Here is a 22,673-nt window from a genome sequence, read left to right as displayed (position 1 = left end):
TGTAGCGAGTGCCGATCCCGAAGGTCCGTTTACACATTTTATCGTACAGACTCCACTATGGTTTAGCCGTATGTCTCCAAACATTATCTTTGGGTGTTCGCTCGACGCTTGGCCAGCGATCGAGTACGATAAAATCCTGCATAGTATTTATCTCCAAGGACTCTTGCAGATCAAGTATCTGTGTCTGCTCTCCTACTATCTGTAAAACTTCTTTTGGTTCTTCTATCAATTCCCAACCATTGTCATTCCATTGCCAACGTTTGGCTTTTATCTGCACTTGCTGTTTATCATCTACGTGTACTGCAATATCTGAGACCATAGGCATACCTAATAAACGCTCGGCAGTTTGTTGTCCCGCCAGTGCTGCCAACGCCTCAGGCAAAGGTTCGTTATTTTGAAGTCGATTTAGCAGTGCTTTGATTACAACAACAGTTTGTTCAGTACCTTGACTTGCTGCCCAATTCAGTGTACTTAGTGTTGTATAAAGCTTGACCCAGTCGGCTTCGCCAGCATCAGCTACCTGACCAACCGGTACTTCCCGCCTTTCACCCATTGCTTTGGAGAGGTCTTGCGCCTGCCAGTTTAGCTCAGCGATCCAGGCCTTCTTCCCATCACTGTGTCTAAGGCATTCCATACCGACCCAACCCGATACCCCGGAGAGCAACCACTGCGCACCCTTTTCGGTACGCAGATCAGTAGCCTGAAGCAGTAGATGCCGACTAAGAGCCGAAGCTATAGCCGCACGCCGACGTTTGCGTCCAGGACCTTCGCTGGCAAGATCCCAACCAAGGTTTTCGGGCAACCAGAGCAGCTCACCAAACTGTGCTATTTCCCCTAGTTCGCGCGGCGCCTGGACAACATAACGCACATCAGGCACCTGCCCCAGCAGATCGCCGACGTGTTGCGTCATGAGCTTCAGGTCTTCAAGGATATCTTCAGCGGCTTGCCGGTATTCGTGCCCATGCCAGGCCTGAATGCCATTTTGCGTCGTCTGTTCCGGTGCGTCAGGCAACCAGACCATGGCAAAATCCAACGGACCGTTCAGTGCGCCGGAGGTCTGTGTAGAAGCTCCACCACCCTCGATCTCTACACGCCAATGCCAGGATCCCGCCGGCGCGACGGCCTCGGCGGCTTGCATGGCATGGCGCGGCAGGTTGCCCTCCAGCTTAGGTAGACCAAACTGCGCTCTCTCGGCAGGTATATGCAGGCGGCAATCCGGATCGAGCCCCAATGTCGGTAAAACATCAGCGGCGCGTAGCCAGACACCTGAGGGGAGCAGCCAAGACTGCACATCATCCGCCGACCAATCCTGCAGCTTGGCCGTCAAGGTCAATTGCACATCGCATCCTTCAACCGGGCAGCCCTCCAGCGGTAAGATGAAATGATCATACGCCGTATCAGGGACTACGTTCTCATCTTCAACCATGGCAGAACTAATGCGAACACCATGCGGCAGACTGCCGTGTAAAAGATTATTGGCACTTTGGACATTATTTAATGTCCACTGCGCTTCCAGCGTTCGCATGGATGGATTGAGTTGAACATGGACTTCGCCACCATCCAGTGAATAGGCACCGCCTTTATTCCACCACTGCTTTTCCCAAGCAGCAGCTTTAGCTATCTCCTCTTTTAATGACTGATACTCACCGTGAACCACCAGTTTTTGATACAGCACTACACCAGGTAGTGTAATCAACAATAAACCGGCAATAGCCAAAGGAGCAACACTAGGGATACGAGAACGCGCAATACGCCAGCGCATTGCAAAACCAAAATCCACCCCACGAAGCCAGACAAGCCAAGCCAAAGCCACAATGACCAAAGCGATACCAAGCTTCAATAGATCGGTACTGATCACGCTGGCGAGCCAGGGGTGCCAACCACTGAGGGATGAAAACGACAAGGATACAGCTTTACCGATCTGGGCTGGTGGATAAGAGACCAGAAGCAGCTCCTGATTCATAAACGCGATGAAGGCAAGCATCATTGAGACCCCGTACGCGGCCCCCGGGTTGCGGATCAGGCTGTGGCTCAATACAGCCAGTGCTGCTATCTCCAGCAAAGCGGGTGTAAACACGAGCATTTGGAATGCCAGCGGCTCCCACCAGGCAATAGACATCCCGCCGATAGCCATGACAATCCATACCGTGAGTGTTGGAAACAAGCCGATAGCCATCGTCAATAAAAAAGCGTTCAAGATCCGTGCCAGCACACGCGTACCAAGCGGTGCGGGTGTAGCATCAAACATCTCTTCAAAGCCACTACGCTGATCACGGCGCATCGAGGCACCGACAAACCCCGCCACGGCAAGCAGGGTAAACAGATAGAAAAAGCCTCTGATCGATAGTAAATGCTCTACATACGGTACCATGGGTCCTTGACCGTTATACAGTACCTTCATAACTGAGCTAAACACTCCCATGAGTAATATTACTCCCAATGCCAATAGCTGACCCCTGTTTTGCAAAGAGAGCCGTAAATGCCAGAGTGCTTCGCTAAACAGTGCACGCAGCCACGACGGTTTGCCGTTGATAGTCACAGGTGCAGTTGTTTGTACGGCTGACAAGGCCTGTCTAGCAGTAGTATCACGAACCGTTTTTTTACTGTTGTCAAGGAGCAAGTCATCACGGTTTAAGCGGCGTAATACAAACAGTAACAGCCCCACTGGCAACACAAACCACAACAGGCGGTTCAGCAGATAGAGCGATGTCACATCCAGGAGGAAATCGTTCTTTTCATTCGGGGTCAAACCACTGATCTGGCGGTCAACCTCATTAAACATCGTTGGATCAAGCACAGATGCAAGGGTATCGCTGATATCACTTATGCGAAAGACGAGAAGACCAACCATCCAGATCAGCATCAGGAATGCGGCAACCACAAAAGGGCCTGCCGTCGAACGCGTCCACAGCGCACTACTGACAAACAAGGCACCTATACCCAGAACAGCTGGCAGCAGGAATAGCAGGAGAATTAATAGCACCGGCAATACTGGTGCATCACCGATAGCTGTTGGAGGAAACAGTCCCAGCCAGGCAGGTATTGGCATCAGAAAAAAGCTGAGCGGCACAACTGCACCAAGTAAGAACGCCACAACGGAAGCACCGAGATAGCGTGCAAACAGTAGCTTAGGTAAACTGATAGGCGAACTCAGCACATTTTCATCCAGACGTACATTGCGGTCGCGTACCACTACCTGAGCATAAATCCACGCCCAAACAAAAAACAGATATACGGACAAAAATGTGGCAAATTGATACATTATTGCCGCCGAATTACGCGTAGCACCAAAACCGCGCAGCATATTGCCATTGGTCAGTACGACTATGACATACAGCGTAAAGACGACTGCAGCGATAGGGAGCAAAGGACCTCGTAAACCCGCACGAATTTCATGGCGAAATTCCGCCCAGTAAACAGCATGGTTCATACGTCAATCTCCTTTCCAGATGTTTTTAGCGCTATATGGTAGGCATCTTCAAGGCTGGGCTGATGGGCCACATAATCCCCTTGCGGTGCCTGATCACTTTGCATAATAACGCGCAGACCGTTTGGGTGTGCCAAAATACGCAGTGCATCACCGGGCGGTTCCTGATCTCTGGCAATGACACTAGACCACAGACGATCCTGCAAGGGCTCGATGAGCTCCTCCGGTGAGCCTGTAGCGACGATTTTTCCATCTGTCAAAATAGAAAGTCGACCACACAGGTTTTCCACATCCTCGACAATATGGGTTGAGAGCAGAACAACAGCTTCATGTGCAACATCCGCTAACACACGATGAAAGCGATTTCGCTCCGTTGGATCCAATCCTGCAGTGGGCTCATCGACGATCAACAAGCGTGGAGAACCGATCAATGCCAGAGCAATACCAAAACGGCGTAACATACCTCCGGAATACTCTGCCACTGCCCTTTGAGAAGCATCGCTTAGATTGACGCGTTCGAGTAAACACGCCACCTCATTTGCACGCTTTTTCCGATCAGTATAGCCTTTTAACCAGGCAAATCGCTCCATCAGGCTTCGCCCGGAAACACCGGGGTAGGCACCAATCTGCTGTGGCAGATAGCCAAGTTGACTGCGCAGCCGATCCGCTTCAGCCAACACATCGATGCCGTCAAGTGTAATGTTGCCGCTATCGGGTTGCTGTAATGTGGCAAGGGTTCTCATCAGGGTACTTTTGCCTGCGCCGTTTGGGCCGAGTAAGCCATAAAGCCCTGGCTGCACCTCAAGATCAACACCATCTAATGCACGCACACCGTTTGAATAGGTCTTGTTCAGACCGGTTACTTTTAAGCCTTCAGTCATGGGAGTTCTCGTTATCATAATTTTGTTCTTGTTTCCTGGAGTAAATACCTTTCATGTTTCGTTGTGGTGGTAAACCTGGTTCAGTCGTGCTGGTTAGTAAGATCAGAAGTTATAACAGGCCCCAATACCGAAAGCTCGCGGATCGCCGTAGGATACGACCGCCTTCATACTGGCCGTTTGGAATGATGTGATATATTCTTCATCGGTCAGGTTGTTACAGTAGGCGTAAATATCATACCCATTGAAGCGATAACCGACCTTGACATCAGCGGTGATGTAGCTATCCAGCTCGTCGAACTCATTGTTGGAACTGTCATAATAGGGAACCTCACCCTGACTCCTGACATCCCCACGGGCGTAAATCCCATTGGGGTGGTAGTAGGCGAGACCGATCCGCGCCGTATGCGATGGAGTTCCAGAGATCGATTCACCGTCGTAATCAACAGTACCGGTATCGTAGTCGTCGTATTCTGCCTCGATGATGCCGAGTGCTGCGGTCAATTCGATGGAATCGGTCAGAAAATAGGTCAACTCCAGCTCCGCGCCCAGAGAGTAAGCGCCGCCGGCGTTATCTGTCACCCACATATCAATCTCATTGTCGTATTTACTGATTTGGATACCATCGATATCCATATAAAAGACAGCGGCGGCAAGACGTGCACGGGCAAACTCCGCCTTGGCCCCAATTTCGTAGTTGATCGACTGCTCCGGTCCAAAGCTGATGTCTTCCTCTGAACCAGAGGAGGCATAAAAGTTGAAACCGCCGGGCATATAACCCTTCGCCACGGAAGCGTAAGTGATCCAGGTGTCATTCAGTTTGTATGAGAGCGCAACCTTGGGCAAGAAGACGTCCCAGGTCTCATCGGGCTGGATGGAGTAGATGAGATCACTGCCGGCCCCGACCAGTCCATAGTAGGTATCCAGGTCCATTTCTTTGTCGATCCGCTGATAACGTGCCCCGAGAGTCAATTCAAAGCTGTCGAGAAAGGGAATCATTATCTGCCCGAACAAGGCCTGGGTCTCACTTTCAGTTTTGGATCGATAACTCATTTCGTAGTCATTTCCGGAGAAAGACATCTGTATTCCATCGGGGCCTTTCTTTATATCCTCGATATCAAAATATGCACCGGTAACCCAACGTACGCCCTCCGTATTATTGCTCGATAACCTCAGTTCCTCGGTCCAGGTTTCAGAGTCGGTTGCGCTAAAGCCGATAAGCCCGTCATAACTGGTATTTGCCTGGGCATCGCGATCGTTGATACCGTCAGTTTCAACATCTCTATGGGTGGTCGTTGAAGTCAGGGTCACCGAATCGAACTCATACTTCAGATGAAGACTCTGCGCCATCGCTTCGGTCTCTTCAACAAAGTCTTCATCGAAAGAACTGTGCTCGGCATCGTCCCGGTCGAACTCACTGGCTCTTGTTCCGCTAGGCAGACCGTAGCCTGTGATCCCATATATTTCGGAGTAATCGTTTGACAGGGTGAGCTTGGCGGTGAACCTGTCGGTCGGCGTATACAGCAGGTAGCTCCCCAGATTGTAGAGGCTGCTCTTGTTGAATTCATCGTCACCTGTGTAGTCGTTTGTGATCCAGCCGTCATCTTGCTGATAGCGACCGTTCAGCCCGAGATAGAGCTTGTCCTCAATAAGGGAGCCACTGACATTAAGAGAGCCCTCCATGTCGTTGTAGCTGCCGTATCCGGCGCCGATACTTCCATACCATTCGTTTTCCGGCTCTTTGGTAACCACCTTGATAACCCCGCCGATGGCATCCTTTCCGTAAAGCGTACCCTGAGGGCCACGCAGAACCTCGACCCGTTCGGCATTGACCAGCGAAGCGTCATAACCGTACTGATTGGTAGAGGGTACCCCGTCAATATAAATGACCACAGGGTTGTTGCTGGTTAACAACGAGGTGCTCAAGCCCCTGAAGTTCACTTGACCGGCATAGCTAGAAGTATAATTCATATTGGGGATCTCACTGATGATGCCGGCAACATCTTTGATCTCCTTTTCCTTAAGGACTTCATCGTCGATGACCGTGATACTTTGGGGAACGTCCTGAACATCCTCCTCGATTTTATTGGCGGTCACGATCATTTCCGGCATTTCCATCGTGTCACCTGACTCTTCCTCACTGCACCATGACATAGTCGGCACAAAGGAATAGACAGAGCCTATACAAAAGGCAAACACAATTATTTTTCCAAAACGCACTTTCTTTTCCTCCAGTTAATTTATGGGCATATCAACTACCCTGTTGTTTGAAAGATATTTGCACCTAAACTGAGCGTCCCGACTTGCCGGGATACAGCGGCATTCCCTGTGCCTTGCATCTGTAGTATGCTCGACAATCGCTCAATTCAGGAGTTAACAAACTTGCTTCCGAGAACATCTCGGTAGCCTATGAACACTCCGGTAAAGGCACCCAATCAATGCTCATACTTTCCGTCTTGCCCTCATCCACTACTCTCCCAACGGTTGTGGTTTGCTTTGCGGGTGCAAGGCGCCCGCAAAGCAAACCCGTCAAACTGAGCCGAGCACGATTATTAGAAACTATAACGAGCACCGATCCCGAATGTTCTCGGATCGTTGAACGACGCGACGGCAAGAGGACCACCAGCCCGATATCCAGTAATGTATCTTTCATCGGAAAGGTTTTTTCCATACGCATAGACTTCCCAGCGATCTTGCATGTAACCGATGCGTGCGTCAACCGTGGTATAGGCATCACGCCTAACAAAGCCCTCGTTACTGCTAAAGAACGCGGTCTCACCTGTCATATTCACATCAGCACGACCGTAAAAGCCATTGGGATGGTAGTAGGCCGCTCCGAGATTCAGGGTATATTCGGGAGTTTGTTGAATTCTCTCCCCATCATACTTAACTCCACCGCCTGCATCATAGTCATCGTATTCCGCCTCAACAAAACCGACTGATGCATCCAACTGAAACGCGTCGGTCAACCGGTAAGCCGCTTCGAGTTCAACTCCCATGGAATGGGCTTTCTCGGCATTGTCAGCAAAGAATTGAAAGCTTTCATTCGCTTTGAAAACATGGATGTCTTTGATATCCATGTAGAAAAAGGCTGCCCCGAGTGTCATCTTCCCGGTCTGCGCCTTGAGTCCAATCTCGTAGTTGGTGGATATCTGAGGCTCGAAAGCATTGTCATCGAGGTCGCCCTCGTCGGCATAGAAATTGAAACCACCCGGCATGTAGCCCTTGGAATAGCTGAAATAGGTGCTCCAGTTGTCGTTGAGCGTATAATTGAGAGCCACCCTTGGCAAAAACTCTGACCACTCTTTTCCTCCATCAATCGTATTATCGAGAACATAATCTTCGAAGAATTCCAGATCAATATCCTTTTTGATACACTGGTAACGTCCACCCAGGGTCACGTCCAATCGGCCTGTCACCGGATAGATAATCTGCCCGAAAATAGCGGCTGTTTCTTCATCGGTCTCGGACACCGAATTTCCTCTCTCGGCAAAGCCAAATACGCTTAAAAAAGGAAAATCCTGACCGTATGGGCCTCGTTTGAATTCACTCATGTCCAGGTATATCCCGGCAACATACCTCAATCCGTCGCTGATATTACTCTTAAGCGTAAGCTCCTGTGTCCAGGCTTCGCTTTCAGAATTGTCGAACTGATAAGCATCGACTGCAATCGGATCGTTGCCCCCTTCACCATCATAGATACCTTCCAGCTCCTGATACCTGCGAGTCGTCACTGAAGTGACCGTGAAATCCCCGAAATCGTATGCCAGTTGCAGGGCTTGTGAATTGACTTTCAGCTCCTCCCTGGTTTCAAATTCTGTGATCACATCTTCAGCATCGTCGGCGTTGAAGTCCGAAAAGGAACCTCCGATGATCCCGTAACCATTCTGTCCGTAGGCATCGATATAGTCTTTGGAATAGGTGAATTTGGCACTGAATTCTTCTGTTGGCTTAAAAAGCAGATAGGTACTCCAACGTCCATCTTCAAGCTTGTCGGCATCCTTTTCATTTCCGGGAAAACTATTGGTTTGCCAGCCATCATCCGCACGGTATTGCCCATTCAAACCGAAATAAAGCACATCATTCTTAAGCGCACCGTTCGTATTGAACTTGAACTCCCTGTGGTTAAAGCTACCATATTCGGCGCCGGCTTTGCCCGACCACTCGTTCGTGGGCTCCTTCGTCACGACGTTGATCACGCCCCCAATGGCATCTTTGCCGTAAAGCGTCCCCTGCGGGCCCCGTAGGACTTCAATGCGCTCGATATTGACAAGAGATATATCAAAACCATTTGAATTACTGTAAGGAAGCCCGTCAACATAAATAACAACCGGATTGTTGTTGGTAAAAACGGAGGTATTCAGACCACGAATATTGACCTGTACTCTGGCAGGGCTGCCATACGTTTCCAGATTCATGCCGGGAGTGTTCGTGATAATATCCCCAACACCCTTCATTCCCTTTTCTTCGATCAAGGTCTCATCAATCACTGTTATGCTCTGCGGCACATCCTTGATGTCCTCCTCCAGTTTATTGGCAGTTACGACTACTTCGGCTGATTGGAAGAGCGTCGTTTCGGCAATGGCAGGCAACGTTCTCAATGCGTTGAAAGCAAACGCCACTGCACATATCCTGATTATTGTGTAGGGTTTGGGTTTCATCACTACCGGCTTATTTATTTAGTTCAAGTATAGATTGCCAAAAAAAAGGACTAAAAATAACTTGCCCTATTCCCTGCCATGCGGGGCAATTGCATTTTTTTCACGCTCATCTTACCAGCATGCAAGGGGAACATGAGAGTCACAAAATCTGTTTAACCCTCGCAAATGGTTGTTATTATGTATGCTTGTATGGGACCGATGGCTGGCGCCCGGGCGACAATATCATAGGTGATCGGCGAACAGATTGCATTTTTACAATACTCCATAATGAAAATCACTATCGACTCGCAACTAACGGGAAGATCCGATTCTCATATGCACCATAGAGCACACACCCAGCATATCCGTCATGGCTCCCATGATTTTAAATTGCAGCGCAATCCCTTTTTTCATCCCCTTTGACATGGGGAATGAACGTATTACCCTGATCCTCTTATCCCACTTTTCGAGCGACGATACAGGCTTCAGTCCCCATCCGCCTTCCATGGACATCCCCATGCCGCCTTTTTTCAACACCTGCTTTTTCGCGATCTTCATTCCCATAGGCGAGAGTGCATCGAAGAAAAACTCACATTCGTTGAAATGATCTGCCGCTTTTTTGAAAAACGTTTTGATCTGTTCTTCATTGAAATACATGAACACTCCCCCGGCCAGGAACAGCAAACCGTCCCGAACCTCTATTTTTTCAAACCATTGTGTATCCAGGAATGAAGAAGCAATACTTTTGTGCCTGTCGCTGTCTTCATAGAAGTTCTTTCTCAGCTCGATCACATCCGGCAGGTCCAGTTCATAAAACATGATCGTTCCGTTTTCGATACGGCTGAAGGTGGTGTCCATCCCGCAGCCGATATTGACTATGGTCGCTTCGGGATGTTTTTTTATGAACTCGCGAGCCACTCTGTCTGTATGCAGACTTCGTGCGACCCAGCCATGCTGAGACATGGCCTGGGTTTTTTCGATATCCGAAAAATCGTAGTCAATTCGTTGAATAATCTCCACCGCACGTTCGTCGATCAACCGCGGGTTGCTCTTTTGTGTTTCATAGGCTCTGCCCCACAACGGCAGTAACAGGGTTTCCTGAACAGTGCCTTTGTTAATCGTGATCTTTTGGTTCATATCTGATTCTGTCATTTATATTGCACTTATGATATGATTTCCCCCCCATCTGTCGGGAGGAAGAGAAAACTGATAAAGAGCCGCATTTGTCGAAATCCTGGCCTGTCGGGAAATGCCGATCAATTCAGGTATAATTTCGCTCTGTTTCCCCACCCCGCTCCCGAATCGTAGAGACGCACTAAATATACAAAGTCTAAATATAAATAAAACCCATAACACATGATTTTTTCATGGTAAACTGCCGAAAGACAATCTTTCAACCAGTACACTAAGGCAACGTTCTTTAGAAGGAAAACAACGAGGGGACTATCTCAGGAGACCCGAAACAGCACGTTCGAAGAAAACGGAATCACCGGAATCGACACCGTTCATAAGAACGGCTCTATACATTTCACAACACAACCTCCTTACTGGTCCAAACCTGCAGGGACTTCATTCGCTTTACGTTCAAAGCTGGGTTCATGACGATGGAGAAAGTCGCTCATAACCATATCACGCGACTTGTCAAAGGCGATAGGTTATGGTAGCCTCTATCTCAAGGTTCAACACCCTCACCGTTCACTCATAGACTCATGAAAAACCTTGATGATCGGTTTGGTCAGATAGCTCAACACTGTTTTTTCACCGGTACGAATATCGATATTGGTCGTCATGCCTGGCAGGATTTCTATCTCCTTGCCACGGCGAAGTAACGCCTCGTCCTCATCGAGACCGATGTGTACACGATAATAGAGAAGTTCTCCCTGCGGAGCCATCTCGGCAATGGCATCCGGGCTTATATAAACTACCGATCCTTTCAGCATGCCATAGATCGAGTAGTCATAAGCATCGAGCTTGACACTTGCTGGCATGCCGACATGGACAAAACCGATATCGGCAGGCCGGAGTTTTCCTTCGACGATGAGCCGGCTTGTAGTGGGAAGAATCTCCATGACGACCTCACCCGGCCGTACCCGCGCCCCTTGTGTGGTGAGGTTGATTTTCTTGACCATCCCGTCGACAGGTGACCGGATATCGAGTTGCTCCACTGTAAAGGACCGTTCGGCAAGAATCTGTTGCTGAGCACGCAGGTCCTCCTCCATTTTAGTCATCTCTTTCTGGGCATCCTCGAAAAACTGGTTTTGCCGTTTTTGAAGCTGGCCGGTGATCTCGACTATCTGACGCTCCAGGCGCAATACCTCGATACGGCCAACATCTCCACTCTGCAAAAGGGGCTTGGTCATGGCAAGTTCTTTTTTTGCCAGAACAAGCAGTTCATTCAGAGTCCGTAAATCGGTTTCGAGCGCCTCCTTACGTCGAAAGTAGAGGTGCTCCTGGTTGGCAACAAATTCCGGGAAGTCGCCAAGCGTGGGAGGAAACCTCATGGGTGTACCGAGCACTTCGGCCCGAAGCCGCACCAGAGCAGCTTCAAGCGCAGCCACCTTGCCAAAACTGTCATTCTGCGCCACTTCGGCCTTTGTTCGTTCCATATGAGCGAGTGCCTGGCCTTTTTTGACCGACTGGCCTTCCTCGACAATCACCTCCTGAATGATCCCGTCAATGGCCGACTGGATCACCTGATTTCGTGTTTTGGCAATGACCATGCCCCGAGCATGGGTAACCTCTTCCATCTTTGCGATGGAGGCCCACAGAAAAAAAACCACGGTTATCACTGTTGCAATTATCACCAGTTTACTGGCCCAATCCGTCTGATTCGGGCTGCCAAAGCGTTCTTGTCGACTCATGATGATCTAGTTGGGGCAGGTGGGCGAGATTGTGCGGCTCCGGGGGTGCGCAGACTGTTGAGCACCTTATCACGTGCTCCGTCAAGGGCAACGCCGCCTGGCCCCAGCACCACAATCCGGTCAACCAGGCGCAGCAGTGCCGGTTTATGTGTTATGAGCACCATGGAATCTTCATCACCGATCTGTTCAGCAAGCGCGTTCATGACTCGCTGCTCGAATCGGTCATCCATGGAAGAGGTCGGTTCATCCAAAAGCCAGATCCGTGGAGAGGAGAGCATGAGCCGTGTCAAGCCGATCAGCTGCCGCTGACCGTCCGAAACACCCGCACCACCTTCAGAGATCAGCAGATCGAGCCCTTTGGGATGCTGTGTTATCAGGTCACTCAGGCCTGTCTTCCGACAGGCCTCCATCACAGCCGAGTCCGTCAGGCGTTTCAGCCCGAACAGGAGGTTGTCGCGCAGTGAACCCCCAAAAAGATGAACCTGTTGGGGAAGATAGCCAGCATGTGCTGTCAGTACATGACGCGACACCTGGTGTAGATCGAGACCGTCAATGAGCACCGTACCCGATGTGGGCTTGTATAGGCCGGCAAGAATTTTTAGTAGAGTGCTTTTTCCCGATCCCACCATACCGAGTACGGCGACTTTCTCACCGGCTCTGAGGTGAAGCCTATCGATGGACAGCACCGGCTTGTCCTTTCCATAAGCGAAACGAACATTCTGAAGCACAAAATCTCCCTCGAGATTGTTAGGAGCCAAGGGGCGATCAACGCCATGGTTATCCTGTTCCAGAGCGAAAAACCGTTCAATGTTTTCATATGCGATTCTTGCATGCCCCCACTGGACGATAAGTCCCGGCAGCATTCCTATCGGTGCCAGCACCCTGCCCGACAAAATCGCACAGGCGATAATGCCGCCTGTCGTCAGGCTCGATGTCGAAGCAAGCCATGCACCTGTCGCAACCAGCAGAATATAACTTATCTGCTGCATAAACGCAGTCAAGTGCATCGATGCTTCACTGAAGCGTCGAGTCAGTGCTTCATCGTCGATAACCTTGCGATTCAGTTGGTCCCAGGTGCTGATGACCTGCCAGACGCCACCGCTCGACTTTATGGTTTCGGCCCCGTCGAGCGCGTCGACGAGCATCCCGAGCTTGCGGTTCGATATCCCTGCACTCTCTCTGGTATGGTCTTCGATCCGCCGGCGAAACAACAGGCCGACAAGGATCGACAGACAGAAAAAACAGAATGCAACCAGCGCAACCAGCGGTCCGGCGATCGCCATGATAACCAGCAGGAATACAACTCCGAACGGCAGGTCGATCAGCGTATACATCGTCGCCGTAGAGGCAAAGGTGCGAATCGCTTCATACCCCCTAACTTGAGCCGCCAGTGAACCCACGCTCGAGGGAAACTGGTCCATCCGAATCTGTAACAGCCGGTGAAAAATCCGGTGCGACAACTCCTGATCCATCCCGCGAACAAAACGCTCCATAATGAAGCTTCGCGACAGTCGGACCATCAGGTCCAGCGTCATGATCATCAGCACCCCTACCGTCAGCACTGTCAGCGTCTGCATGCCGCCCGTCGGAATCACCCGGTCATAAACCTGCAGGGAGTAGAACGAGACAAACAACGCGAATACATTGATCAGCACCGATGCAACTCCTGCTTTGACAAACACCGGAATCTTATCGCGAACAGACTGGCGGAATATGTCGAAAAAGCTCGGCACCTTGAACGCCTCGTCATGCTGGTGGCGTAAGGAGACAAAACTGGAACCCGGAGGGATCACCGATACCTGCAGTACCCCGTTCGGGCCCTCGAGCATCCAGCCTCCCCGTTCGGTCCGTCCGTAAATGATTCCGCTGTCAATACCCGGTATCGCACAGACCATCGGCAGCATGTTGGACACCGGTTCGTCAGTATGCTCCCTGTCGGCCATCCCCAGCAGGGTCAAGAGGGTGTCGAGCGCCTCTCCTGGAGGGACTGGCGAGTTGGCAGAAGCACGATCATCGAGATGATGCTGCAGCGCTTCCAACCGTACCGACGGCACCCCCATCGTTCTACCTTCAAGGGCACAGCAACGCTCCGCAAGCCAGTCGATATTCATTTGGGAAGTAAACGATGCATGATGGGACATAATAAAAAGTCTTTGTACAACTAAAATACAACCTGTCAGCTCTCATCTGTATCGACATCCTCTACCGGTAAATCAGCAGGAGCTGACGCCCGATCATTGATCAGGCAGCCAAGCAGCTCCGGATCTGCCGAATACAGGCGTAGCCGATACAGGGAGCCCCAGTACGATGCCAGAAGATCACCGGTTGCAACTTCGTTCTGAATCAGTTCACGTGCCGAGTTGAGCAGATCGAGCCAACTGACTTTGCCGGCGACAAACAATCGCGTGTACGAATCGAGTACCGCTTGCGAATAACGCGTCTTGTCTCGGCTCAATGTATAGCGCGCCAGTGCTACTTGGCAAGACTCGTGCTCTTCATGGAGCACAGCTTCAAGATCGCGTCGCACGCTCTCCTCATTCTGCCGTGCTTTTTCAATGCCGGATCGCGCCGAACGGATCGCGCCAAGAGCCGCAAAACCACCGCCGAACTCGTATTCCATCGTCATATAGACAGCATTCTCGACATCCGTTCCCGAGAAATCACTCTGGTGTTCCGCCTTCAGCACTACCGTTGGTAACAGGTTGGCGAGCTCCTTCGAGCGCTGATGGCGGGCAACATCGATCGTTACCGATGCACGCGCCAACATTGGGTTGCGATGCATCGCATGGTCACGAAGTGTATCGAGAGTCGGTGGGGCCACCATTCCCTGATCGTCGGCAAAAGAAAGGTCTTTCCCGGAGAGTCGCTGACCGACAAGGAGCGAAAGATGGTCCAGTTCAGTATGCAAACCGGCTCTGGCCATCGACAGGTCGCTACGCTCCTGCAGCAGACGAGACGCCACCAACGAAACCTCCATCGATGACGATATCCCCGAAGCCTTCCGGCGTTCCATCATCGACGCATAGCGCTCCAATAACGACACTCCTTTGGTATGCGCTTCGATTCGTACGCGGTGGCAAAGGATGGCTTGATAGCGGTTGACCACATCGAGAGCTGTTGATAGCTGCGTCTCGCTTATCGACAACTTGCTTGACCATGCGATCGAGCGTGCCGCCCGTAATCCGCTGGAGAGCTTACCACCGCTCCAAAGAGGCTGGCGAACCCCGAAAACACCAACTCGATCACCATCGCGAGCGTCATACCGCATATCAACATAGGGCACCGGCAAGTACTCCGCCCATGCCGCATCTGCTCTCGATTCAGCGGCCCGGTAGCCTGCAAGGCTTCCCAGAACCCGGGGGTTCGTCGTGATCGATGCGCCGATCAGCCTATCCAGCGTCCACGGCTCGGTGATATCTGACAACAATGCCGCGCTCTCATCCGGAACAACGGCATCAAGCACAGCAAAGTCTCTTTCCGGGCTCCTGCCAGTACTCGTGAAAGCACAACCATACAACAGCAAAGGCAGCAGCAGCAGTAAAGGAGACCAAAAACAGTGATAGACAGCATGAACCGCTCGAGCACAAAAAAGCGGCAAACTCACGATGGCTTCGTTCATCGACGCACCACCGCTCGGCAGAATGAATACATATGGAAAAAATAAAGAAAACAAACGCTTAGCCATGAATACTGCTTATATATGCTGCGCTATAGGTAATACTGTTGTTTGGTTTACGATACCACGATGATGAGCCGGGATATGCACCGTATCCCGACTCACCTCGCCTCTTCAGATGACCATGTTTCCGTTGGCGAGCATTGCAGCCAGAAATGCGTCCGGATCTCCCGATGCCGCACTGTAACTCAATCCCTGCATCGTAATCGTAACATCCGTGCCTGATCCATCGCCATTGGCGTCTATATTCAGCATGAGCGTGTCTCCACCACCATTGGACATCGTCACGAAATTCCCGATCGTAGCCGAACTCGCTCCGTCCAGCAGATAGTGCAGATCCAGCACGTCTCCGCCCGTTCCGTTGCTGAAATCGGTGATCGTGTCGTTGCCTGCGTTGGTGAAGTGGTAGCGGAACGTATCGACCCCTGCATTACCGGTAAGAGTATCGTCGCCCGCACCGCCGACCAGCAGATCATTAGACCCAGTGCCTGTGAGAGAGTCATTACCGCCAAGACCGTGGACGACTGATCCCGACAGCGTATCGTCCAGACTGTTGTCACCGACCGTCACCCCTGCATCGAGAGTACCGCCGACGTTCCAGCCCATATCGGTGAGGTACTGATGCGATGTCGCATCGGTATACATAACTCCTGAGGCGTCAAGAGTCACCCCGGCTTGGAGGCCGGTTTCCCCCGCTGAACCATTGACGTCGGACCAGCCGGCAAGCAGAAGATCGTAATTGGAGGCCGACATGCCGCTATTATCGAGCATGCCTGTGGCATTAGTCAGCGCACTGACATCCCAACCGCCTATATCCTGGTTGAACGATACAGCGTTTCTGAACATATGACTCATATCCGTCACACTGCTCGTGTCCCAACCACCGATATCCTGATTGAACGATGCAGCACTACCAAACATATTACTCATGCTCGTCACGCTGCTCGTGTCCCAACCGCCGATATCCTGATTGAACGCTGCGGCACCGCTGAACATGGATGACATATTCGTCACGCTGCCCGTGTCCCAGATACCGATGTCCTGGTTGAACGATGCGGCATTTCTGAACATGGACGATATATTGATCACGCTGCTCGTGTCCCAACCGCCGATATCCTGATTGAACGCTGCGGCACCGCTGAACATGGATGACATATTCGTCACGCTGCCCGTGTCCCAGCTACCGATATCCTGGTTGAACACTGCAGCACTGCCGAACATATACGACATATTGATCACGCTGCCCGTGTCCCAGCTACCGATGTCCTGATTGAACGATTCGGCATAGTAGAACATACCGAACATGTTCGTCACGCTGCTCGTATCCCAACCGCCGATATCCTGGTCGAACGCTTCGGCACGCGTGAACATGGACGACATGTTCGTCACACTACTCGTATTCCAACCACCGATGTCCTGGTTGAACGCTGTTGCGTCAAAAAACATACCATTCATGGTCGTTACACTGCTCGTATCCCAACCGCCAATATCCTGATTGAATGCTGTTGCACTCCTGAACATCGACGATAAATTCGTCACACCACTCGTATTCCAACCGCCGATGTCCTGATTGAACGCTGTTGCATCAAAAAACATATAACTCATAGCCGATACACTGCTCGTATCCCAACCGCCGATATCCTGGTCGAACGCTGCAGCACCATAGAACATACCATTCATGGTCGTCACACTACTCATATCCCAACCGCCGATATCCTGGTTGAACGTACTGTTTCCCCTGAATGTATTGGATGCACTGATTACATGCGAGGTGTCCATGCCTGTAATGTCGTTGGCATTGTATGACGGATCCACGAACAGATTATTCAGTGTCGTTCCATTTTTTACGGCTGGATTCGTGTTCCCCGCATCGTCAGTAAATGTTCCCGTATTCACATCGACCGCGATATTGGTGAAAGGCGTCGCCACACCCGCCATGGGTGTTACCGCCAGTGTATACGTAAACGCGTCCACCTGTATTAACGGGCCGGCTGCAGCTCCGTTCGTAATCGTGATATCGGACAGCTCAAAACCCACAGGTTCTTCGCTGAATGTGAACGTAATCGTTCCCGTACCGCCGTCTCCAGTTATCGTCACCGTTGGCGCAGTCGTATCGATTTCGATCGTAAGCGGATCACTTGCGGGTCCCTCGTTGCCCGCTTCGTCGGTCAGCGTGTAGGTGAAATCGTACGTACCGTCGCCCAGCGGTGTATCGGGCGTCAGCGTACCCGTGACGGGATCGTACGTCGCCGGGACTTCCACTCCATCCACATACAGCGTCGGATTGTCGCTCAGGCCCGGACCGATGTTGATACCCGGCGTCGTGTCGTCGGTCACAGGCGCAGTACTCGTCTCGCTCTGCACCGGGCCGACATTATCGGCGTAATCGGCCGGTGACTCCGGCTTTGACGACGACCCCGAATCATCATCACCGTCCACGGCAAGCGCAATACCACCGGCGCCTAATACACCTCCAAGCAAAAGCAGACCCGAAGGGTCATCATCCTCTTCCACGGTATACCAACCGTTTTCCAAAGAAACTTCCCCCGTGACGGTAGCATCCAGCGCGATATCAAGTACAACCCTGCCCTGGTACTCCACAACCAAACGGCCATCACGAATTTCGATGTGTGCATTCGATGGAGTCAAGCGCGTACCATCGACGATGATGATGAAGCCCTGACCCGAAAGTTCTGCGAAATTGTCAGCGAAGGTTTCGGCACTGATCTGCCCGGACTGTGTTCCTTCGGATTGCTGACACTGGACTTTGACGTCAGGCGACTGATGAAGAATCCTAGCCATGATGTGTAAAGATTAATGGTTAAACAAACCCACCATAATATTTCATTATAGAATTTTTAAGGTTTTTTCCGAAAAAAAAAAATCTGCGTTAAACAATTATATAATAATCAGTTGCCTGGAAACATCACGCATGGATTCACTAACAATTGTTATTAAACTGTGATTCCTGTGATTCGACCTCTAGAATACTTCGTCATTATTCTAGCCGTTATTACCGCAAAAACCCTCCCCATAAAAACCCCCTGCCATCGATCCATGACACGTCACTAAAGGTCAGGGCTTCTGAGAAGAGATCTCAAGCTGCACTATTCCGGAAGCAAGCCTGTTTGTCAACCACTGAAAAGCCAGAAGATAGGAATAGGGACGCATTCGCTCGGGAAAAGGATCGGCATAAGTCATTTGCCGCTTGATCCGTACATGAGGGTGAATATCGTTAAACCATGTATAGTCTCCATAGTTCAGTGCCCACGGCATGAGCGGAACAGTGTATGTTGTGGTCACCTTCATCCCCTTGAGGCTTTTCCTGGAAAGCCAGACAGGAATGACGTCGAACATAATCTGACTTTCCCCAAAGTGTTCGGCAAGGCGATACAACAGATCCCTGACTTCACCTTCTTCAAAGTACATCAGAAGTCCCGCCATGACGATGAACACTTCCGATCCTTGTGGCATCTTTTTTATCCATAGATCATCGAGCGCCGAACAGGTTATCATCTCTATCCTCTCTTCCGCAGGCAGAAACCGCTTGCGCACCTCGATGCTCTCGGGAAGGTCTACGGAAATCCAGCACAGCTTGCCGTTATCGACACGCCAGAACTGGGTATCCAATCCTTCACCAAGGGAAACAACCGTTCCTGCAGGCTTCTTCTGGAGCCATAGCTTCAATGCATCATCGATAACACGAGCCCGAATCGCATGACCTGCATTGGGCTTGCCGAAGCTCCCCTCGAAATCATAGTCGATACGCTCGACCAGATCGGCGGACATGGGATCGTCGATCAGACGATCCTTCCGTTTCTGTTCGGCAGCCCGGTTCCAGAGCGGCCATAGCAGGGTTTCGGGCACCCCGTTCAGACTCACGCTTTCTTTTCCTGTCCGTACGTTTGTCTCCATAGCTATACTCCATCTTATTTTTCAACGGTCTCAAACATCATCTTCATTTTCTCGTCGAGTGTAACTTCGCTCTTCAGATACTCGTAAAAATCCTTGAATACGAGCGGCTTGCCTTCCTGCATTGCAAACCACTCCCGAACGAAGTGGAGCATCCTCATGTGCCCGATAGTTTCCGACACGTGATAAAGAGCGATAGCTCCTTTGTTTTCTTCCAGATAGCCTATACCATCGGCATAGAGAAGCGGCGGCTCCGTGTTCGGCTCCGCCCCCCTGTCCTTACCGTACTTGCGCCTCTTTTTATCGAGAATAACAGCAACGTGTTCCTCGTCATCCCTCTGTTCGAGAAAACCGAGCGCCAGGGCTTCGGGGAGCGCTGTCCAGAGCATTTCAGCCCCCTGAACATCTGCCAAGAGACCGTTTTCCAGCACCCACTGGCGGAATAGTTCCCTCGCGACGGAAGTACGGATGAAACTGACGACATCGGCGTTGTTTCGGTCTCCGTACCACCCCTCTTTCTCCGAGATGGCAATTGTATTGGCAAAAGCGTAAAAAGGATCCTGATAGAACGGAACCTCCGCTACACGTAGCTCTGAATAAGGATAGGCGCCAAGATAGCTTTCCAGATAGCTCATTCCTTCTTCGAGAGCCTCGCGATAGAGATCGAGATTGTAGTCATGGCCCTCCTTGTAGAGCAGCGTGACCTCCGTATCACCGACCGTCAGAGCCTCTTCGGCATAGTCGGCCGAACCGATGTACCAGTGAAGCGGCGAGGGTTTTTCAAGCTTGTAACGGAAATAGTTGCGGCCGTTCTCCTCCCATCGCTTCACCAGTGCACCCGGAGCGAATGCCGTTTGGTTTTTCGGCGTGCTGACTGTTATCGTCCCGTTCACCCGATCAGCATCCGTCGCCAGATAATGTTCAATGAGCGAAACCGGATCGTCGACGGATTCCATACGTGAATCGAGCATGTCGAGCCCATTGGCCTTGCGCTCGTTATTTTCCTGAAGCTCTTTGCCCGAATCGTACCCGATCACCGGCAAAGGACGCTCCATGAACAGGCCGTTGTAAGCAAGATCCGGGCGCGGCTCTCCCTGGGTTAATCCGGGGTAGGACCTTTCGGAATCGATAACGAGCGTACGAACGTCACCGGGCGCCATCACCTCGTGAAAAGCATAGACCTCCATGCCGAGCACCTTGTCGGCTTCCAGCCTTTCGAGCTCCCTGCCGTTCATCCTCAACGAGCTGATTTTCGTGAAATAATCGGTATTGACATAGAGCTTTTCGACCGGTTCGTTAGAAGGGTTGTCGAGCGTAAGCTCGGCCCTGTATTTCGCCGCCTGCTCGTAAGGATAGAGGTCAAGCCAGAGATCCACGGCCGTTATACGGGGAGAAGCGAAGAATTGCACCTCACCGAACCGTTTTTCATATTCTGCAGCTTCAGTATCCTCCTGGCCGCTGGGAACATAGTTACGTGTCGTATTGACCTCGGCAATGAGAAACGACTGGAGAAAAAAGAACACTGCAAGACTTGTGAGAGAGATCACGACCCCGCCCCAGCCGAGCTCACCATGAAGCGAAAACACCCTTTTGAGCACTCCTTTCTCCGAACCCCGGTTCCAGAAACGAATACCTGCCAGAAGAAATGATATGGCAAGTGAAAGCCAGAGAAGGAAATACCAGAAAGAAGCCTTCAAAAAGATTCCGTAACGATTCAACTCCGAAAAATCGTCAAATCCCGGCACCAGCGCATAACCGTAACGAATCTGTTCGATAATGCCGGTATCGAATGAAATCGCGATGAAGATGAAGTATCCGACGCATACGACGTGTGTCAGAAAGCGGTTACCCGTCAATCCAGCGACAAAAAATACCAGCCCGATGTACAGCACATACGTCAGCCAGCCGAACCTGAATCCCAGAAGATCGTTGACGTAGACTTGCCAGTCGATTGCGAAAAAGCCCTGACCGACCTGTGCGCCGACCCCGGAAGCAAACATCGTCAGCGAAATAATCAAGGCGACACCACACATGGCGACAAATCTCGAAAGAAGCGTTACCCATGAGGGCATTGGCAGAGCGTCGGCAACCTGCCACAATCCTGTTGTCCTGTCCTTGAAGAAAAGCTCGCCCGACCAGATCATGAGCAGAATGATCATCAGAAAACCGGTATGTATGCGGGTCGTAGTCATACCGGACGTCAACGGTACCTGGGCACCCACATAATAGACCGGATTCCATAGAACCATGTAAAGGAAAAACATGACGGCAATCACCATGAGCACAACCTTGAACGACACAGGACGCACGACATTGAGAAACTCGACCAGCGTGAAACGTCCCAGCTTCCGGAAATACTCCCCGATGGAAAAGACTCTTTTTACATGTGGCACCGCAACATGGGTAAACGATGCGTCATGCGAGGCAACGACATTCTCCTGCAGCGTTTTCCGGGCCGAGCCGAATGCAGCCTGGATAAAGTTGCGGAAGCTGAACCGGAAATAGCTGTACGTAAGCGCAAGAAGTCCTATACCCAGCCACAGCAGACGGTTGAGAAGCAGTCGCTCATCAATGAGAAGAAAACCACTGTTCTTCTCTGCCACCGACATACCGTCGACAATTTCCTTGGTATAGACAAAACCGAAAGGATCGAAAATCATGATCGCGGTGATGTAGGGCGAGTTGCCGCTTACCGCCTCGGCGACAAGAAAGACCAGCACGAGCAAGAAAATTCCGATGTAGGAGGCCGCCATGTTACGGAACCGGACGATGCAGAAGAAACTGACCGCCGTCAGCAGGAAAATATTGAGCACTCCGAAAAGCACGTAACCGTGCAAGAGCTGAAGCCAGGGTACCGGCCCGAACTTGTCGGCCGGTCCGATACCGAGATACGGCATGATGATCATGCCCACAACATAAGCGGCAACCAGCAGGAGGTTAATTGCGTAAGCCGCGAAAAACCTGCCCAGGAAAAATCGTTTCTCACCTATCGGAAACGTATAGAGAAACAGCGCCGTCCGCTCTTCGATATCACGATAGAGCGACATGCCGGTTATCATGGCGATGATGATCATGAGAATCATTCCGCCACCCGACAGACAGACGTAGAAGATTCCGGCCCCGTTGATCATGGCCTGATCGTGCACATAGAAATCGTACACCGCAAGAGCGTACCAGACACCCTGAAAACACATCATCAGAAGAATGAGCCAGGTCAGCGGACTCGCGAAGCGAGTACGAAGCTCGAAAGGAAATATTTTACTTACCATGTCTGCTACT

11 protein-coding genes are annotated in these 22,673 nt (G+C 51.1%); all 11 read right to left on the bottom strand.

Going from position 1 to position 22,673, the window contains the following annotated elements:
* Positions 1-55: 55 nt before the first annotated feature.
* Positions 56-3,430: a hypothetical protein gene (locus QZ209_RS12540; protein WP_294348608.1), complete on the bottom strand. Its 3,375-nt coding sequence runs from the start codon at positions 3,428-3,430 to the stop codon at positions 56-58.
* The gene (locus tag QZ209_RS12535; protein WP_294348606.1) at positions 3,427-4,308 is read right to left on the bottom strand and encodes an ATP-binding cassette domain-containing protein; all 882 of its coding nucleotides are present in this window, start codon (positions 4,306-4,308) and stop codon (positions 3,427-3,429) included. Before QZ209_RS12535 ends, QZ209_RS12540 begins: the two co-directional genes overlap by 4 nt.
* A gap of 102 nt (positions 4,309-4,410) precedes the next feature.
* Positions 4,411-6,459 (bottom strand): TonB-dependent receptor, encoded by a 2,049-nt coding sequence (locus tag QZ209_RS12530; protein WP_294348603.1) that lies wholly within the window; start codon positions 6,457-6,459, stop codon positions 4,411-4,413.
* Between the two features lie 398 nt (positions 6,460-6,857).
* On the bottom strand, positions 6,858-8,966 hold the full coding sequence (locus QZ209_RS12525; protein WP_294348601.1) for a TonB-dependent receptor: 2,109 nt from the start codon (positions 8,964-8,966) through the stop codon (positions 6,858-6,860).
* 291 nt (positions 8,967-9,257) lie between these two features.
* Positions 9,258-10,082: a class I SAM-dependent methyltransferase gene (locus tag QZ209_RS12520; RefSeq protein WP_294348598.1), complete on the bottom strand. Its 825-nt coding sequence runs from the start codon at positions 10,080-10,082 to the stop codon at positions 9,258-9,260.
* 551 nt (positions 10,083-10,633) lie between these two features.
* Positions 10,634-11,806 carry an HlyD family efflux transporter periplasmic adaptor subunit gene (locus tag QZ209_RS12515; RefSeq protein WP_294348596.1) on the bottom strand — a complete coding sequence of 391 codons (1,173 nt, stop codon included), beginning with the start codon at positions 11,804-11,806 and terminating at the stop codon, positions 10,634-10,636.
* Positions 11,803-13,947 (bottom strand): ATP-binding cassette domain-containing protein, encoded by a 2,145-nt coding sequence (locus QZ209_RS12510; protein WP_294348593.1) that lies wholly within the window; start codon positions 13,945-13,947, stop codon positions 11,803-11,805. The genes QZ209_RS12515 and QZ209_RS12510 overlap by 4 nt, the downstream gene beginning before the upstream one ends.
* 35 nt (positions 13,948-13,982) lie before the next feature.
* Positions 13,983-15,491: a TolC family protein gene (locus tag QZ209_RS12505; protein WP_294348591.1), complete on the bottom strand. Its 1,509-nt coding sequence runs from the start codon at positions 15,489-15,491 to the stop codon at positions 13,983-13,985.
* Between the two features lie 105 nt (positions 15,492-15,596).
* Positions 15,597-18,284, bottom strand: coding sequence for a BspA family leucine-rich repeat surface protein (locus QZ209_RS12500; protein ID WP_294348588.1), 2,688 nt, complete (start codon positions 18,282-18,284; stop codon positions 15,597-15,599).
* Between the two features lie 273 nt (positions 18,285-18,557).
* On the bottom strand, positions 18,558-19,397 hold the full coding sequence (locus tag QZ209_RS12495; protein WP_294348587.1) for a class I SAM-dependent methyltransferase: 840 nt from the start codon (positions 19,395-19,397) through the stop codon (positions 18,558-18,560).
* A gap of 14 nt (positions 19,398-19,411) precedes the next feature.
* Positions 19,412-22,663: a hypothetical protein gene (locus tag QZ209_RS12490; protein WP_294348585.1), complete on the bottom strand. Its 3,252-nt coding sequence runs from the start codon at positions 22,661-22,663 to the stop codon at positions 19,412-19,414.
* Between the last annotated feature and the right edge of the window lie 10 nt (positions 22,664-22,673).

The sequence above is a fragment of the Prosthecochloris sp. genome (assembly GCA_015482705.2).
GTDB lineage: Bacteria > Bacteroidota > Chlorobiia > Chlorobiales > Chlorobiaceae > Prosthecochloris.
Note: the sequence above shows the minus strand (reverse complement) of the source record. Positions and strands in the feature narration are given on the sequence as shown.